14 protein-coding genes are annotated in these 15,902 nt (G+C 67.3%); 6 read left to right on the forward strand and 8 right to left on the reverse strand.

Going from position 1 to position 15,902, the window contains the following annotated elements:
* The first annotated feature begins 232 nt into the window (after nt 1–232).
* On the forward strand, nt 233–1,984 hold the full coding sequence (locus EJO71_RS26665) for an Ig-like domain-containing protein (protein ID WP_125951667.1): 1,752 nt from the start codon (nt 233–235) through the stop codon (nt 1,982–1,984).
* An 11-nt stretch (nt 1,985–1,995) separates the two neighbouring features.
* Here EJO71_RS26665 and EJO71_RS26670 read toward each other — a convergent pair whose 3' ends face one another.
* Nucleotides 1,996–3,066 (reverse strand): ROK family protein, encoded by a 1,071-nt coding sequence (locus EJO71_RS26670; RefSeq protein ID WP_125951668.1) that lies wholly within the window; start codon nt 3,064–3,066, stop codon nt 1,996–1,998.
* Between the two features lie 110 nt (nt 3,067–3,176).
* On the opposite strand from EJO71_RS26670, the gene EJO71_RS26675 reads away from it, so the two are divergent.
* Nucleotides 3,177–4,730 carry a glycine betaine ABC transporter substrate-binding protein gene (locus tag EJO71_RS26675; protein ID WP_125951669.1) on the forward strand — a complete coding sequence of 518 codons (1,554 nt, stop codon included), beginning with the start codon at nt 3,177–3,179 and terminating at the stop codon, nt 4,728–4,730.
* A 7-nt stretch (nt 4,731–4,737) separates the two neighbouring features.
* Here the strand turns inward: EJO71_RS26675 and EJO71_RS26680 are convergent, their stop codons facing one another.
* The 7 genes from EJO71_RS26680 to EJO71_RS26710 all read right to left on the reverse strand — a co-directional run bounded on the left by EJO71_RS26680 (nt 4,738) and on the right by EJO71_RS26710 (nt 12,252).
* Complete coding sequence (locus tag EJO71_RS26680; RefSeq protein ID WP_125951670.1) at nt 4,738–6,174, reverse strand: aldehyde dehydrogenase family protein; 1,437 nt, start codon at nt 6,172–6,174, stop codon at nt 4,738–4,740.
* Between the two features lie 140 nt (nt 6,175–6,314).
* A complete protein-coding gene (gene gudD / locus EJO71_RS26685) occupies nt 6,315–7,670 on the reverse strand; it encodes a glucarate dehydratase (protein ID WP_125951671.1) in 1,356 nt (451 codons plus the stop codon).
* 133 nt (nt 7,671–7,803) lie between these two features.
* Nucleotides 7,804–8,790, reverse strand: a complete 987-nt coding sequence (locus EJO71_RS26690) for a tripartite tricarboxylate transporter substrate binding protein (RefSeq protein WP_125951672.1) — start codon at nt 8,788–8,790, stop codon at nt 7,804–7,806.
* Between the two features lie 5 nt (nt 8,791–8,795).
* Complete coding sequence (locus EJO71_RS26695; protein WP_125951673.1) at nt 8,796–9,245, reverse strand: nuclear transport factor 2 family protein; 450 nt, start codon at nt 9,243–9,245, stop codon at nt 8,796–8,798.
* 46 nt (nt 9,246–9,291) lie between these two features.
* A complete protein-coding gene (gene kdgD, locus EJO71_RS26700) occupies nt 9,292–10,203 on the reverse strand; it encodes a 5-dehydro-4-deoxyglucarate dehydratase (RefSeq protein WP_125951674.1) in 912 nt (303 codons plus the stop codon).
* 53 nt (nt 10,204–10,256) lie between these two features.
* On the reverse strand, nt 10,257–11,255 hold the full coding sequence (locus tag EJO71_RS26705; RefSeq protein ID WP_125951675.1) for a tripartite tricarboxylate transporter substrate binding protein: 999 nt from the start codon (nt 11,253–11,255) through the stop codon (nt 10,257–10,259).
* A gap of 115 nt (nt 11,256–11,370) precedes the next feature.
* Nucleotides 11,371–12,252 (reverse strand): FadR/GntR family transcriptional regulator, encoded by an 882-nt coding sequence (locus EJO71_RS26710; RefSeq protein WP_125951676.1) that lies wholly within the window; start codon nt 12,250–12,252, stop codon nt 11,371–11,373.
* Nucleotides 12,253–12,477: 225 nt separating this feature from the next.
* Between EJO71_RS26710 and EJO71_RS26715 the strand changes: the two genes are divergently transcribed.
* The 4 genes from EJO71_RS26715 (at nt 12,478) to EJO71_RS26730 (ending at nt 15,815) form a co-directional block, all read left to right on the forward strand.
* Complete coding sequence (locus tag EJO71_RS26715; protein WP_125951677.1) at nt 12,478–13,305, forward strand: NAD(P)-dependent oxidoreductase; 828 nt, start codon at nt 12,478–12,480, stop codon at nt 13,303–13,305.
* On the forward strand, nt 13,295–14,185 hold the full coding sequence (locus EJO71_RS26720; protein ID WP_125951678.1) for an SMP-30/gluconolactonase/LRE family protein: 891 nt from the start codon (nt 13,295–13,297) through the stop codon (nt 14,183–14,185). Before EJO71_RS26715 ends, EJO71_RS26720 begins: the two co-directional genes overlap by 11 nt.
* A 37-nt stretch (nt 14,186–14,222) precedes the next feature.
* Nucleotides 14,223–15,203, forward strand: a complete 981-nt coding sequence (locus tag EJO71_RS26725; RefSeq protein WP_125951679.1) for a TRAP transporter substrate-binding protein — start codon at nt 14,223–14,225, stop codon at nt 15,201–15,203.
* A 123-nt stretch (nt 15,204–15,326) separates the two neighbouring features.
* Nucleotides 15,327–15,815 (forward strand): TRAP transporter small permease, encoded by a 489-nt coding sequence (locus EJO71_RS26730; RefSeq protein WP_125951680.1) that lies wholly within the window; start codon nt 15,327–15,329, stop codon nt 15,813–15,815.
* The last annotated feature ends 87 nt before the right edge of the window (nt 15,816–15,902 follow it).

Consider the following 15,902-nt stretch of genomic DNA (forward strand, 5'->3'; position numbering starts at 1 on the left):
GCGGTCCGCCCTTCAGCGAACAGGTCTGCAGCCAGTCTCCCCGCACTCCAGAAGCATCGGCGTCCATCAGGGCGTATCGCCTTCGGCGACCTCGATGCGATGCAGGAGCGTGACCGGCAAAGGTGGTCACGGGCGGGGTCTGCCCGCTTTGGCGCAATTCGGAAGCATCGAATCGCCCGAAGCGACACCCCTTTGATCATTGCCGGGCTCCCCTGAGCAAGGGGAAGAATCGATGCGATTCATTCATTCGCTGCTGGCGCTTGCGCGCCGGCTGGGCGCAGCCATGCCTTTTGCTTTTGCGATGCTGCTGCCGCTGAGTACCACCACCTGGGCCGCCATGGACGAAGTCGGCCGTGCGACGCCGAGCGTCCACCGCCTGAAGTTCTTCGTCGATCCGCAGCTGGTGGCCGACATCGGCGTGCCCGAGGCGGGCCGCCGGCTCGCGCAGTACGTGGCCGACGTCAACACCGTCTTCACGCGCGAGACCGTGCGCAGCTTCGTCTTCGATCCGGCCAAGGACCTGCAGGTCGCCGCGCCCGGATCGGCACCGCAATGCGGCTTCCAGGGCGTGGCCGAGCGAGAGATCGTGCTGTGCGTGTCGAAGTCGCAGCGCGGCTACAGCCACGGGGGCCTGACCACGAGCACAACCTTCCCGCCCAAGGGCGTGACGTGGAACCTCAACTGGATCGCCATCCACGATCCGCTGCGCCTGTCGCGCGCGGTGACGCCAGCCGCCCCCGAATCCACCGAGAAGGACTACCTCGGCCGCCAGCTCAAGACGCTGCTGCACGAACTGGAGCATGTGTTCGGCGCCGGCTCGGGCGAGTACTACAGCGCCATCTCCGTGGCCGACACCACCGACGTGGCGCCCAAGGCCGACCTCGATCTCTCCCGGCCGACCGACCGCTACTGGTGGCAGCGCCAGCAATGGCGCCTCGACCCGCTGCTGGGCAACGTGTTCGAGGAACGCTTCGACCCGAACGGCAACCGCGTGGCGATGCTGGAGATGATCCGCTTCACCGACGGCACCAAGGCCAACGTCAACACCGACTGGAGCGACTGGCCCAGGCTCGGCACCTCGAAGTACATGGCGGCCACCACGTCCACCCAGGTGCGCGTCACCGAGCGCGAAAGCGGCGCCGCGCTCGCCGGCGCACAGGTGTGGGTGTGGCGCGATCCGGGCGCGCAGAAACCGCTGGAGCCGATCGCGCAGGGCGTGGCCGACGCCAACGGCCGCTTCGTCTTCGACTGGCGCTGCGGCTTCAGCTGCTTCGCGCTCGGCAAGACCAACCTGCTCGTGAAGGCGCAGGCGCCGGGCCGCTCGCCGGGTGCGACCTGGTTCACCATCTTCGATGCCTTCGAGCAGAAGGCGGTGCAGGGCCGCGCGGCCTTCGCCATCGACCTGCCGCTGGGCATTCCCGACGCCTACAAGCCGACCGTATCTCTCGCAGCCCCTGCCATGGCCACGGTGGGCCAGCCCACGACCATCGCGCCCGTCGCGGTCGACAACGTGGGCGTCGCGGGCATCAAGGTGATGGGCGCCAACAGCCTGCCGATCTGCACCTTCACGGCGCCGCCCTACACGTGCACGTGGACGCCGACGACGGCGGGCACGCAGACGATCCGCGTGATCGCGATCGACGCGGCGGGCAACTCCGCGACCGCGTTCGCCAACGTGATCGTCAACGCGTCCTCGGACACCGTGGCGCCCACGGTTGCGCTGGCAGCGGTGCCGCCCGCCACCGCCGGCATGGCGACTCGGCTCGCCGCCACCGCCTCCGACAACGTGGCAGTGGCGGAGCTGAAGTTCATCGTCGACGGCAGCACCGCATGCCTGCTGCGCGCCGCCCCCTACGTCTGCGCATGGACGCCCAGGAAGGCCGGCGCCGCGAACATCGAAGTGCGCGCGACCGATGCGGCGGGCAACACCGCCAGCGCCTCGGCCACTGTGAGCATCGACGGCCCGCGGGCCGAAGACCTGTAGGGCGCCCGACCTCAGGGCCTGTTGGTGAAGCTCGCGTTGCCCAGCCCCGTGCCGATGGTCAGCACGCCCCAGTGCCGCACGTCGCGCATGAAGGGCAGCTCGCTCAGGCCCTGCACCACCGCGTCGTTGTGCATCAGCACCAGCGTCGGGCCGGAGCCCATCATCGGCATGCGGCGCCACAGCTGGCTGGGCAGATGGAAGGCGTGGCCTTCCCAGTCGCCGGGCAGGTTCTGCGCGCCGCGCGCGATGGAGCCGTCGGGCCGTATCAGGCCCGGGCAGCCGATGCCGACGAAAGGCGCGAGCCGGATCTTCTTGCGCTCGCTGTAGCGCACCATGTCCTCGAGCATGCCAGCGATGTGGTCGACCATGCCGCCGCGGTTGGGGCCTTCGTCCGCATGACGCCACTTCTCGCGCCGCACCACCTTCGCGAGCGAGAAGTCGGGCGCCCTGCGGTGACGCGTCTTCACGATGCCGCAGCGCACGTTGGTGCCGCCGATGTCCACCGCGAGGATCGCGTCGTGCCCCTTCAGCATGGCGGGCGGCACGAGGTGCACCCAGCCGATCAGGCCGCCATCGTCCACGTCGTGCGAGAGGCGGGCGATCTGCACGTGCAGGCCCAGTTCCTCGAGGATGGCTCCGGCCTGCAGGATGGCGCGCTCGCCGACGTCGCTTTCGGGAAAGCCACCGCCGACCACGATGCGCTGCACCTTCTTCCACGAGGGCTGGCGCATGAAGCGCTGGATCACGAAGGCCAGCTCCTGCGCGAATTCCTCGATGGCCACATGCATCAGGTCGGTGGCTTCGGACGCCTTCTTCTCCTGCAACGCGCGGTCGAGTTCCTTCTTGGCGAGATCGCGCGAATGCGAGAGGCCCAGCGGGTCCTTGCCCTTCCTGCGGCGGCGCTTGCGCCAGCGTTCGAGCAGTTCGCGAAAGGCGGTCTGGCTGGCCTGGTCGCCGACGAAGCCGTCCTTGTCGCGCAGCTGCAGGCTGTAGCCGTCCACCTGCAGGCCGGGCAGTTCGCGCAGGCCGTGGACGTCGGGGCCGGGGAGGTCGACTTCTTTCGTGGACTTGGTCTTCTTCATTGCCCCGACTGTGGGGCCGACCGGCCGGCCGTCGCATCGGCTCCGCGCACCACGGCGTGTAGGAGATTGGCGGGTACGCCGAACGGGGCGATGTCTATACACTGGCCCGGATGCACCAGCCCCGCAGCTTCCTGCGCGCCGCCCTGCTCTTCGCCCTCGCCTGGCTTGCCGTCTGCGGCATCGCGCGGGCGGCGGACGAGACGCTGCGCGTCGGCTCCAAGCGCTTCACCGAGTCGTACATCCTGGCCGAGCTGCTGGCGCAGACGGCAGCGCCGCACACCGCATCGCCGCCCGTCGTGCGGCAGGGGCTGGGCAACACGGCCATCGTCTACGAAGCGCTGCGCTCCGGGGCCATCGACCTGTATGCCGAATACACCGGCACCATCGCGCTCGAAATCCTCAAGGGCGCGCCGGCGGACACGCGCGAGGCGATGAACGCCGCACTCGCGCCGATGGGCCTGGGCGTTGCGATTCCGCTCGGTTTCAACGACGGCTACGCGCTCGCGGTGCGCGCGGCCGACGCCGATCGGCTGGGCCTGCGAACGCTGAGCGACCTTGCGAAGCACCCCGAGCTGAAGTTCGGCCTGTCGAACGAGTTCATCGGCCGCGCCGACGGCTGGAAGGGGCTGGCCGGGCGCTACGGCTTCACGCAGACGCCCACCGGCCTCGACCACGGGCTGGCCTACGACGCGGTGGCCGCGAAGCAGATCGACGTGATCGACATCTACACCACCGACGCCAAGATCGACCACCTCGGCCTGCGCGTGCTGGAAGACGACAGGAAATACTTTCCGCGCTACGACGCGGTGGTGCTCTACAAGCTCGACCTGCCCACGCGGCTGCCCAAGGCCTGGGCCGCGCTGAAGACGCTCGAAGGCAAGGTCGACGAGCACGCGATGATCGCGATGAATGCGCGAGCTGAGCTGCAGGGCGCGCCCTTCGACGCGATCGCGCGCGACTTCATTGCGAGCACAGGCAAGGGTGCAAGTGCGCAACCGCAGGAAGCACGCCGCGGCTTCATGGCGAAGCTGTTCGGGCCCGACCTGTGGAAGCTCGCGCGCCAGCACCTGCTGCTGGTGGCGCTGTCGGTGGGCATCGCCATTCTCGTCGGCGTGCCGATTGCGATCCTCGTGTTCCCGCATGTGCGGCTGCGCGCCGTGGTGCTGGGCTTCGCGAGCCTGCTGCAGACCGTGCCATCGCTGGCGCTGCTGGCCGTGCTGATCTCGATGCTCGGCGCCATCGGCGCATTGCCAGCACTGATCGCGCTCACGCTCTACTCGCTGCTGCCGATCATGCGCAACACGGTGACGGGGCTGGCCGAAGTGCCCAACGGCCTGCGGCTGGCAGGCACCGCGCTGGGCATGACTCCTCCGCAGAGCCTTCAGCTGGTGCTGCTGCCGCTGGCGCTGCCAACGCTGCTGGCGGGCGTGCGCACAGCCACAGCGATTGCGATCGGCACGGCGACCATCGCGGCTTTCATCGGCGCGGGCGGATTCGGCGAGCGCATCGTGACGGGGCTGGCGCTCAACGACCGCGAGCTGCTGGTGGCTGGGGCATTGCCGGCGGCTGCAATGGCGCTGCTGAGCGAAGGCGTGTTCGAGCTCATCGAATACATCATGCGAAGACGCCGTCGCGCGCCGCCGTCTTCGCTTCCGCCCGCCTGAAGACCGATCAGGCCAGCGTGTACGCCGTCTTCACCGTCGTGAAGAATTCCTGCGCGTAGTGCCCCTGCTCGCGCGGGCCGTAGCTGCTGCCCTTGCGGCCGCCGAAGGGCACGTGGTAGTCCACGCCCGCCGTCGGCAGGTTGACCATCACCATGCCGGCCTGGCTGTGGCGCTTGAAGTGGGTGGCGTACTTCAGCGAGGTGGTGGCGATGCCGGCCGAGAGGCCGAACTCGGTGTCGTTCGCCGTGGCCAGCGCTTCTTCGTAGTTCTTCACGCGGATCACGCTCGCCACCGGGCCGAAGATCTCTTCCTTGTTGATGCGCATGGCCGCGGCCGATTCGCTGAAGAGGGCCGGCGACATGTAGTAGCCGTCGGTCTCCAGTTTCAGCAGCTCACCGCCCGCGGCCAGAGTGGCGCCCTCTCCCTTGCCGATGGCGACGTATTCCATGTCCTGGTCGAGCTGCGACTTCGACGAGACCGGGCCCATGTCTGTGCCCTGCGCCAGCGCGTCGCCCACCTTGATCTTCGCCATGCGCTCCTTCATGGCGGCAATGAACTTCGGATAGATGCCTTCGGTGACGATGAGCCGGCTCGACGCGGTGCAGCGCTGGCCGGTCGAGTAGAAAGCGCTCTGCACGCTGAGCTCCACGGCCTGCGCGAGGTCGGCGTCGTCGAGCACCACCTGCGGGTTCTTGCCGCCCATTTCGAGCTGCACCTTCTTGTGGTTGGTGACGCACTGGACCGCGATGTTGCGGCCCACGCCCACCGAGCCGGTGAAGCTGATCGCATGGATGCCGGGGTGGTTGACCAGCGCATTGCCGATCACGCTGCCGCGCCCCATCACGAGATTGAACACGCCCGCCGGAATGCCCGAGCGGCTGATGATCTCGCTCAGCGCCCAGGCACTGCCCGGCACGAGGTCGGCGGGCTTGAGCACCACGCAGTTGCCGAAGGCCAGCGCGGGCGCGATCTTCCAGGCTGGAATGGCAATCGGGAAGTTCCACGGCGTGATGAGCCCAACCACGCCGACCGGCTCGCGCGTGATCTCCACGCCGATGTTGGGACGCACCGAAGGCAGCAACTCGCCCGCAAGGCGCAGGCACTCGCCCGCGAAGAACTTGAAGATGTAGCCAGCGCGCGCGGCCTCGCCGATACCTTCGGCCTTGGTCTTGCCCTCTTCGCGCGCCAGCAGCGTGCCCAGCTCTTCCTTGCGCGCGAGGATCTCGTTGCCGATCTTGTCGAGCGCGTCGGAGCGTGCCTGCACGCTGCCCGTGGCCCAGGCCGGGAATGCCGCCGTGGCAGCCGCCACCGCCGCGTCGACGTGCGAGGCATCGCCCTGCGTGTACTGGCCGATCACGTCCGACAGGTTGCTCGGATTGACGTTCGGGCTGTAGCCCGCGCCGGCACGCCATTCGCCGCCGATGAGGTTGTCGAAGTTCTGCATGTTGGGTTCCTTCTCGATACTGTTCAAAAAGCGCCAGTCATTATGGGAATACCGCGGAACCGGCTTTGCCGGGCCGCAGGTATTGCCCCCGGCGAGGGGGTTGGCGGCCACACGAAGTGGGCAAGCCTGGGGGAGAGTCTTTACCTGACCGTGCAGGGCTTCTTGTTGTCGAAGGTCCATCCCGGAATCAGGTACTGCATGGCCTGCGCGTCGTTGCGCGCGCCGAGACCGTGCTTCAGGTACAGCTGGTGCGCCTTCTCGACCGCATCCATGTCGAGCTCCACGCCCAGGCCACCGCGCGTGGGCACCTTCACGAAGCCGTCTTCGATCTTCAGCGGCGCCTTCGTCAGATGCTGGCCGTCCTGCCAGATCCAGTGCGTGTCGATGGCAGTCACCTTGCCCGGCGCGGCCGCCGCCACGTGCGTGAACATCGCGAGCGACACGTCGAAGTGGTTGTTCGAATGCGAGCCCCAGGTCAGGCCCCAGGCCTGGCACAGCTGCGCCACGCGCACCGAGCCCTGCATGGTCCAGAAATGCGGATCGGCCAACGGGATGTCGACAGATTGCAGCGAGAGGCTGTGCACCATCTCGCGCCAGTCGGTGGCCACCATGTTGGTCGCGGTGGGCAGGCCGGTGGCGCGGCGGAACTCGGCCATCACTTCCCGGCCGGAGAACACGCCCTCGGCGCCGCACGGGTCTTCGGCATAGGCCATCACGCCGTGCAGGTCGCGGCACAGGCGGATCGCGTCCTGCAGCAGCCAGCCGCCGTTGGGGTCAAGCGTGACGCGGGCCTTCGGAAAGCGCTCGTGCAGCGCACGGATGGCTTCGACTTCTTCCTCGCCGCGCAGCACACCGCCCTTGAGCTTGAAGTCGGTGAAGCCGTAGCGCGCGTGCGTGGCCTCGGCCAGACGCACGATGGCCTCGGGTGTCATGGCCTCCTCGTGGCGCAGGCGGAACCAGTCGTTGTCGGCGTTGGGGTCGCTTTCGTACGGCAGGTCGGTCTTCTTGCGGTCGCCGACATAGAAGAGGTAGCCGAGCATCTGCACCGCGTCGCGCTGCTGGCCTTCGCCGAGCAGGGCCGCCACGGGCACTTCGAGGAACTGGCCCAGCAGGTCGAGCAGCGCGGCTTCGACGGCCGTAACCGCATGGATGGTCACGCGCAGGTCGAAGGTCTGCAGGCCGCGCCCACCGCTGTCGCGGCCGGCGAAGGCGCTGCGCATGCTGTTGAGCACCGCGTTGTGGCGGCCGATGGGCTGGCCGACGATGAGGTCGCGCGCGTCTTCCAGCGTCTGGCGGATCTTCTCGCCGCCTGGCACTTCGCCCACGCCGGTGCGGCCGGCGCTGTCGGTCAGGATCAGCAGGTTGCGCGTGAAGAACGGGCCGTGCGCGCCGCTGAGGTTCATCAGCATGCTGTCGTGGCCCGCGACGGGGACCACGCGCATGCCGGTGACGACGGGGGCGCCGGGGACGGGAGAAGCGGAATCTGAATTTGTCATTTCGAATCAATCCAAAGCCGAGCCGGTCTTTTCGGGGAACACCGCGGAACCGGCTTCGCCGGGCCGCAGGTGTTGCCCCCGGCGAGGGGGTAGGCGAAGCGACACGAAGTGCGCGAAGCCTGGGGGAGTGCCATTAATCTGCGGTGATGTGGCGGGTGTCGATCAATGTCTTCCAACGCGTCCATTCGCGCAACTGGAAGGCGGTGAATTCTTCGGGGGTGCTGGCGACGATTTCCAGGCCCTGGTCGAGCATGCGTTTCTTCGTCTCGGGGTCCTGCATCGCTGCAATGACCGCGTCGCTCAGCTTCTTCTTCACGGCGGGCGGCAGTCCCTTCGGCGCAGCCATGCCTTGCCACGAATAAACCTCGGCGCCTTTCACCCCGGCCTCGGCGAGCGTGGGCACGTCGGGCAGCACGGGCGAACGCTTGTCGCCTGTGACTGCGATGGCGCGCAGCTTGCCAGCGCGAATGTGCGGCAGCACGGCATTCACGTTCTGGAACGAGAAGTCGACCTGGTTGCCCAGCAGGTCGTTGACCGCCGGTGCGCCGCCCTTGTAAGGCACATGCACGCCTTCGGTCTTGGTCTGCTGCCAGAAGAGCTCGGCCGAGAGATGGTCGGACGAGCCGTTGCCCGAACTCGCGAACGAGACCTTGCCCGGTGTCTTGCGCAGCAATGTCAGCACATCGGCCACCGTGTGCTCGGGCCGCGCGACGTTCGCGACGAGCACGTTGGGCGCCTGCACCGGCACGCTGATGTAGTCGAAGTCTTTCGTCGCGTCGTAGGGCACGCTCTTCTGCAGGTGCGGCGTGACGACGAAGGCGCCGAGCGAGGACACGAGCAGCGTGTAGCCGTCGGGCGCCGCGCGCTTGACCTGACCCGTGCCGATGGTGCCGGTGGCGCCAGGACGGTTGTCGACGACGAAGCTGCCGCCGAGCTTGGTCTGCAGCTGCAATGCGATGGCACGCGCGACCATGTCGGTGGAGCCGCCGGCCGGGAACGGCACGATGATCGTCACCGGCCTCTGCTGCGGCCATGCGTCGCCCTGTGCGGTGGCATGCAGGGGCAGCAGCGCGGTCGAAGCGGCCGCGAGGGCCGCCGCAAGAAGTGCTCTCCTATTCATTCGCGCTAGATCCTCACGGCCTGGCGCGCGAGCAGCTTCCAGCTGCCGCCCTGCTTCTGCCACACGCCGAGGATCTTCAGCGCCACCTTGCCGGGCTTGCCCGAGTCGTTGGTGTCGGCAGTGAGCGTGTGGCGCACGATGGCGGTGCTGCCGTCGACCACCTTCACGGTCTGGTCGGTGATGGCGATGGTCACGAAGTCGGATTTGCCGTCGAGCAGGTCGGCGATGAAGCTGGCCTTGGTGTCGACCTTGCCGCCCGAGTGGCCGTAGCTGAGGTCGTCGGACACCAGCCCACCGAGCGCTGCTGGGGTGGGGTCGATCATCGCGATGCGAAGGCGCTCGGCGGCGGCGGCAACCTCGGGCGCGGCCGATGCGGCATTGCCGGCAGGCATCACCGAGCAGGCCGAGAACAGGGCGGCCGAAGCAGCGACCAGGAAGAGCTTCTTGAGGAACATGGCGTCTTGTCTCCGTTGTTGTTGGTGGTGTTCGGACGCGATGGACTTACTGCGGGCCGAGCGCGTCGATCAGCGCCTTGAGCTGCTCCATCTCGGCAGGCTTCAGGTCGGTGAGCGGCGCGCGCACGGGGCCTGCGTCGTGGCCGACGATCTTTGCGCCGGCCTTCACGATGCTCACTGCGTAGCCCGGCACGCGGTTGCGCAGCTCGAGATACGGCATGAAGAAGTTCTTCAGCAGGCGGTGCTGCGTCGGCAGGTCGTCGGCGGCGACGGCCTTGTAGAAGTCCATGGCGGTCTTCGGAATGAAGTTGAAGACGGCCGACGAATACACGGGCGTGCCCATCGCCTTGTAGGCAGCGGCGTAGACCTCCGCCGTGGGCAGGCCGCCCAGGTAGGCGAAGCGGTCGCCCATCTTCTGGTAGATGGCGACCATGGCCTCGATGTCGCCCACGCCGTCCTTGAAGCCGACGAGGTTGGGGTTGCGCTCGGCCAGCGCGGCCAGCGTGTCGGGCTTCAGGCGGCTGGTGGCGCGGTTGTAGACGATCACGCCGAACTTCACGCTCTTGCACACGGCATCGACGTGCGCTGCAAGGCCTTCCTGGCCGGCTTCGGTGAGGTAGTGCGGCAGCAGCAGGATGCCGTGCGCGCCGGCCTTCTCGGCGGCTTGCGCGCACTGGATGGCGAAGCGCGTGGGGCCGCCGGCGCCAGCGATGATCGGCACCACGCCGCGGCAGGTGTCGACCGCTGTCTTGATGATGCCGGGGTACTCGTCGCCGGTGAGCGAGAAGAACTCGCCGGTGCCGCCGGCCGCGAACAGCGCGCTCGCGCCGTAGGGAGCGAGCCATTCGAGGCGCTGCTCGTAGCCCTTCTTGTTGAAGTCGCCGTTGCTGTCGAAGTCGGTCAGCGGGAACGAGAGCAGGCCGGAGCCCATGATGGTCTTGAGTTCTTGGGGGTTCATCGGGAACGTCCAGTGATGTTTTGAAAAAAGAAAAAGAGGAATGAGGCAGCCGGTCAGTCGAGCCTGACGTTGGCTTCCTTGATGACTTGCGCCCAGCGCGCGCGCTCCTTGGCGAAGAACTGGTCCTGCTCCGGCGCAGTCATGGTCACGACCTCGGCGCCCTGCCCCGCAAGGCGGGCGCGGATGTCGGGCGTGCGGATGATGCGGACCAGCTCGCGGTTGAGCCGCGCGATCACCGCGTCGGGCACGCCGCGCGCCGCGACAACGCCCTGCCAGGTGCCCGACTCGTAGCCGGGCGCGCCCTGCTCCGCGATGGTCGGCACGCTGCCGATCAGGGGCATGCGCGTGGCCTTGGAAACCGCGATCAGCTTGAGCTTGCCGGCCTGCACCTGCGGATAGGTGGCGAGCATGCCGTTCATCAGCACCTGCGTCTGGCCCGACACGGTGTCGAGCACGGCCTGAACGCCGCCCTTGTACGGCACGTATTCCCACTTGGCACCGACGCGGCGCTGCAGTTCGATGCCCGCGAGGTGCGCGGTGCTGCCGCTGGCGGTGACGGCAAAGTTGAGATCGCTTTTCTTCGAGAGCTCGACCAGCTCCTTCAGCGTGCTCGCCTGCACCGAGGGATGCACCACCAGCAGGTGCGGCGAATAGGCCAGCATGGCCACGCTGCGCAGGTCCTTCGACGGATCGAAAGGCAGCTTGGGGTACAGCGACGGGCTGATGGCCAGCGCGCCGAGGTCGCACAGCATCAGCGAGTAGCCGTCGGCCGGCGCCTTGGCCAGCAGGTCGGCGCCTAGGTTGCCGTTGGCGCCCGCGCGGTTGTCGATGATCACCGACTGGCCGAGCGCCTCGGACAGCGGCTGGCTGATGGCGCGCGCAATGATGTCGGACGAACCGCCCGGTGGGTACGGAACGATGATGCGGATCGGCTTCGAGGGCCAGTTGCCGGTGCCGCCCTGCGTGCCCTGGGCGAAGGCGCGCACAGGCAGGCTGGCGGCCAGCGTCGTGGCCAGAGCGGCCCCCAGCGCGCCGCGTCGGTTGATGATCATGCTTGCTGCCTCCTGTTGTTCGATGGTCGTCACAACTCGCGCGGCCTGGCGCACAAGTTATCAGTCATCGTACAACTAGAAAAACAACTTGTCCAGCATGAGGGACAAGAAAAACTCAGGGAGAAGAGGCGCCGCCAGCCGAAGGCGCGGCCGCATCAGCGCCCGTAGAGGCATCGGCCTTCGCCTTCTGCTGCGCGGCCTCCTGAGCCATGCGCAGCCGCTCGCGGCTGTTGGTCAGGTGGATGCGCATGGCGGCGCGCGCCGACTCGGGGTCGCGCCGCGCGATGGCCGCGTAGATCTCTTCGTGCTCGCGGTTGACGCGGCTCAGGTAAGGCGCCCCGCCCTCGTGCGTGCGGATGGCGCTGATGCGGGTTCGCGGAATGAGCGTGGTGCCCAGGTGCCGCATGATGTCCGCGAAATAGGGGTTGCCGGTCGACTCGGCGATCTGCAGGTGAAAGCGGAAGTCCGGCCCCACGGTGTCGCCCGCCACGACCACGTTGCGCTCGAAGTCGTCGAGCGCCTGGCGCATGGCGACAAGCTGCTCGTCGGTTCGGCGGCTCGCGGCGAGCCCGGCCGATTCAGTCTCCAGGCTGATGCGCAGCTCCAGCACGGCCAGCACGTCGACCGAGGCGGCGATCTCGCCAGGATCGAGGCGGAACACCCCGCCCGTGCGCGGCTGAAGCACGAAGGTGCCCACGCCGTGCAGCGTCTCGACCAGCCCGGCGGCCTGCAGCTTCGACAGCGCCTCGCGCACCACGGTGCGGCTCACGCCGTAGGCCTGCATGATGGCCGACTCGGTCGGCAGCTTGTCGCCCGGCCGCAGCGACTGGCTGCGGATCTTGTCGCCGAGGTCTTCCACCAGCCCGTGGGCAAGACCCCGCGCGCGCTGGCGCGGCCGCCCCACGAATGAAGAAGCGACGCCCGCGGAGGCACCGACGGAAGCCTCTTCCGCCGGTGCCTCCGCCAGCAAGGGATTACCCGCAGTCGACTGAACCATGGCCACGATGATAATCTCCAAACTAGTTGTACGACAACAGATAACTTATCACTCAACTCCCAGGAGCTGCAGGCGAATCCGCCGGCGGTTTTCCGGTCTTCACGACACCGACATGCAGCGCCCCTTCAACTTCGCTCCGTCGGCATCGTACCGGCCGCTTCAGGAAGTACGCCGTGGCGGCAGCCCCTCGAAAACCATGACTCCTGCGCGCAAGGACGGGCAACCATGACAGACAACAACAAGATGAACCGCCTCCTCCTGACCGGCGCGGCCGGCGGACTCGGCAAGGTGCTGCGCGAGCGGCTCAAGCCCTTCGCGAACGTGCTGCGCCTTTCGGACATCGCCTCGCTTTCGCCGGCCGCCGATGCGCACGAAGAAGTCGTGCCCTGCGATCTTTCCGACAAGGCCGCGGTGCATGCGCTGCTGGAAGGCTGCGACGCCATCGTCCACCTGGGCGGCGTGTCGGTCGAGCGGCCGTTCGAGGAAATCCTCGAGGCCAACATCAAGGGCATCTTCAACGTCTACGAGGCCGCGCGCCGCCACGGCGTGAAGCGCGTGGTGTTCGCCAGCTCCAACCACGTGATCGGCTTCTACAAGCAGAGCGAGCAAATCGACGCGCACGCCGCGCGCCGGCCAGACGGCTATTACGGCCTGTCGAAGTCCTTCGGCGAGGACATGGCCCAGTTCTACTTCGACCGCTGGGGCATCGAGACGGTGAGCATCCGCATAGGCTCCTCGTTCCCCGAGCCGGCCAACCGCCGGATGATGAGCACCTGGCTCAGCTACCGCGACCTGACTTCGCTGATCGAGAAGTCGCTGTTCACGCCCGACGTGAAGCACACGATCGTCTACGGCATGTCGAACAACCGCGACGTGTGGTGGGACAACAGCGCGGCCGCGCATCTGGGCTTCGTGCCGCAGGACAGTTCCGAAGTGTTCCGCGACAAGGTCGAGCAGCAGCCTCCCCTGGCCCCCACCGACCCGAACGCCATCTACCAGGGCGGCGCCTTCACCGCACAGGGCCCATTCGGCGACTCAGGCGATGCAAGCTGAACTCGTCCTCGACGCGCGCAACGGCACCGGCGAAAGCCCGGTGTGGCATGCCGCGCAGCAGGCGCTGTACTGGGTCGACATTCCGGCCCGCGCGCTGAACCGCTGGCACGCGAGCGAAGGCCACGCACAGTGGAAGGCCGACGAAATGATCGCCTGCATCGCACCGCGCGCCGACGCCCCCGGCGAGTGGATCGCCGGCATGGAAAGCGGCCTGTTCTCGCTGAAGCCGCAGGCCGACGGCACGCTCGCCGCCACCTCGCTCGCGCAGGTGGAACACGCTGCGCCCGCGATGCGCTTCAACGACGGCCGCTGCGACAGGCAGGGGCGCTTCTGGGCCGGCACCATGCTGCTCGACATGGCGGCAGGCGCGCGCGTCGGTCGCCTCTACAGCTACGGCAAGGGCTACAGCAAGGCAAGCCAGCGCCTCGATGACTTCATCGTGCCCAACGGCCTCGCCTTCAGCCCCGACGGCCGCACGATGTACCTCTCGGATTCGCATCCCACCGTGCAGGCCGTCTGGGCCTTCGACTACGACACGGAAACCGGCACGCCAGGCAACCGCCGCCTCTTCATCGACATGAAGCCCCTGCCCGGCCGCCCCGACGGCGCGGCCATGGACACCGACGGCTGCTACTGGATCTGCGGCAACGACGCCGGGCTGTTGCACCGCTTCACGCCCGAAGGCCGGCTCGACCGCTCGCTCGAAGTGCCGGTGAAGAAGCCCGCCATGTGCGCCTTCGGCGGCCCTTCGCTCGACACCCTGTTCGTCACCTCGATCCGCCCCGGCGGCATCGACCTGTCGGACCAGCCGCTGGCCGGCGGTGTGTTCGCGCTGCGGCCCGGCGCGCAAGGAGTTCCCGAACCGGCCTTCGGCACCTGACCCTTTTTCAACAACCACCAAGCAGAGGAAGAGACAAATGAAATTCGCCAAGAAGACACTGATCGCACTTTCCGCGTGCGCAGCAGCCGCGCTGACCACCATGGCTGCACACGCCACCGAGTTCCGTTCGGCCGACATCCACCCCGACGACTACCCCACCGTGACCGCCGTGAAGTTCATGAGCGAGCGCCTGAAGGCGCTGTCGGGCGGCAAGCACAGCATCAAGGTGTTCAACAACAGTTCGCTCGGCAGCGAGAAGGACACGATCGAGCAGACCAAGATCGGCGCGCTGCAGATGGTGCGCGTGAACATCGCGCCCATGAACAACATCTGCGCCGAGACGCAGGTGCCGACCATGCCCTTCCTGTTCCGCTCGGTCGAGCATCTGCACAAGGTGCTCGACGGCCCGATCGGCGAGGAGATCCTGAAGTCGTGCGAGAAGCAGGGCTTCATCGGCCTCGCCTACTACGACAGCGGCGCGCGCTCGATGTTCACGGCCAAGAAGCCGGTGCGCAATTTCGCCGACATGAAGGGCCTGAAGGTTCGCGTGCAGCAGTCCGACCTGTGGGTGTCGATGCTCGAGGCCATGGGCGCCAACGCCACGCCGATGCCCATGGGCGAGGTCTACACGGGTCTCAAGACCGGCCTGATCGACGCCGCCGAGAACAACTACCCCACGTACGAAAGCGCACGCGCCTTCGAAGTGGCCAAGTACTACAGCAAGACCGAGCACTCGATGGCTCCCGAGATGCTGCTGTTCTCCAAGCGCGCGTGGGACAAGCTCTCCGCCGAAGAGCAGGGCTGGATCCGCCAGGCCGCCAAGGAATCGGTGCCCTACATGCGCAAGCAGTGGGAAGAACGCGAAGTGAAGTCGCTGGCCACGGTGAAGGCCGGCGGCGCCGAGATCATCGAAGTCGACAAGGCTCCGTTCCAGGCGGCGATGAAGCCGGTGTACGACAAGTTCATCACCGACGCGAAGCTCAAGGATCTGGTCAAGCGCGTGCAAGAAACGAAATAAGGCTCGCCCCCAGGCTTGCTCACTTCGTGTAGCCGCCCCCCTACCGGGGCAACACCTGAGGGCCGGCAAAGCCGGTTCCTCGGTGTTTAGCGAAAGAGCGGCTTGCTTTTTGAACGGAAAGACATGTACACCAAACTTTGCCGCACCCTCGCGCGTGCATGCATGTGGTTGGGCATCCTGGGCCTCGTCGCGGTGATCTGCGCCGTGAGCTGGCAGGTGTTCGGCCGCTACGTGCTCAACAACACCCCTACCTGGGCCGAAAGCCTCGCGCTGCTGCTCGTGCTCTACGTCACCATGCTCGGCGTGGCCGTGGGCGTGCGCGACGCGGGCCACATCGGGCTCGAATCCTTCCTCGTCCTCGCGCCCGACTGGCTGCGGCTGAAGATGGAATACCTCATCCACGCACTGATCCTGCTGTTCGGCGTTGCCATGGCCTGGAACTGCGCCTCGCTCGCCGAATCGGTGTGGGACTACAGATTGCCCACGCTCTGGATCTCCGAAGGCTGGAAGTACGTGCCCGCCGCCGTGTCGGGCGTCCTCATCGTGATGTTCTCCATCGAACACATCATCGCTTTGGCCCAAGGCCGCGAAGTCGAACCTGCCTGGGCATGACGATGCACACCCCCAGGCTCCGCGCACTTCGTGTCGCTTCTCCCACCCCCTTGCAGGGGGCAATGCCTGCGGCCCGGCAAAGCCGGT

It is taken from the genome of Variovorax sp. 679, from assembly GCF_003952185.1.
Classification (GTDB): Bacteria; Pseudomonadota; Gammaproteobacteria; order Burkholderiales; family Burkholderiaceae_C; genus Variovorax.

What these genes read in the sequence shown, in the direction of transcription:
- EJO71_RS26665 (WP_125951667.1), top strand. Translation starts at nt 233, where the DNA reads ATGCGATTCATTCATTCGCTGCTGGCGCTTGCGCGCCGGCTGGGCGCA.
- kdgD (WP_125951674.1), bottom strand. Translation starts at nt 10,203, where the DNA reads ATGAACCCCCAAGAACTCAAGACCATCATGGGCTCCGGCCTGCTCTCG.
- EJO71_RS26720 (WP_125951678.1), top strand. Translation starts at nt 13,295, where the DNA reads ATGCAAGCTGAACTCGTCCTCGACGCGCGCAACGGCACCGGCGAAAGC.
- EJO71_RS26725 (WP_125951679.1), top strand. Translation starts at nt 14,223, where the DNA reads ATGAAATTCGCCAAGAAGACACTGATCGCACTTTCCGCGTGCGCAGCA.
- EJO71_RS26680 (WP_125951670.1), bottom strand. Translation starts at nt 6,174, where the DNA reads ATGCAGAACTTCGACAACCTCATCGGCGGCGAATGGCGTGCCGGCGCG.
- gudD (WP_125951671.1), bottom strand. Translation starts at nt 7,670, where the DNA reads ATGACAAATTCAGATTCCGCTTCTCCCGTCCCCGGCGCCCCCGTCGTC.
- EJO71_RS26695 (WP_125951673.1), bottom strand. Translation starts at nt 9,245, where the DNA reads ATGTTCCTCAAGAAGCTCTTCCTGGTCGCTGCTTCGGCCGCCCTGTTC.
- EJO71_RS26705 (WP_125951675.1), bottom strand. Translation starts at nt 11,255, where the DNA reads ATGATCATCAACCGACGCGGCGCGCTGGGGGCCGCTCTGGCCACGACG.
- EJO71_RS26715 (WP_125951677.1), top strand. Translation starts at nt 12,478, where the DNA reads ATGACAGACAACAACAAGATGAACCGCCTCCTCCTGACCGGCGCGGCC.
- EJO71_RS26710 (WP_125951676.1), bottom strand. Translation starts at nt 12,252, where the DNA reads ATGGTTCAGTCGACTGCGGGTAATCCCTTGCTGGCGGAGGCACCGGCG.
- EJO71_RS26690 (WP_125951672.1), bottom strand. Translation starts at nt 8,790, where the DNA reads ATGAATAGGAGAGCACTTCTTGCGGCGGCCCTCGCGGCCGCTTCGACC.
- EJO71_RS26675 (WP_125951669.1), top strand. Translation starts at nt 3,177, where the DNA reads ATGCACCAGCCCCGCAGCTTCCTGCGCGCCGCCCTGCTCTTCGCCCTC.
- EJO71_RS26730 (WP_125951680.1), top strand. Translation starts at nt 15,327, where the DNA reads ATGTACACCAAACTTTGCCGCACCCTCGCGCGTGCATGCATGTGGTTG.
- EJO71_RS26670 (WP_125951668.1), bottom strand. Translation starts at nt 3,066, where the DNA reads ATGAAGAAGACCAAGTCCACGAAAGAAGTCGACCTCCCCGGCCCCGAC.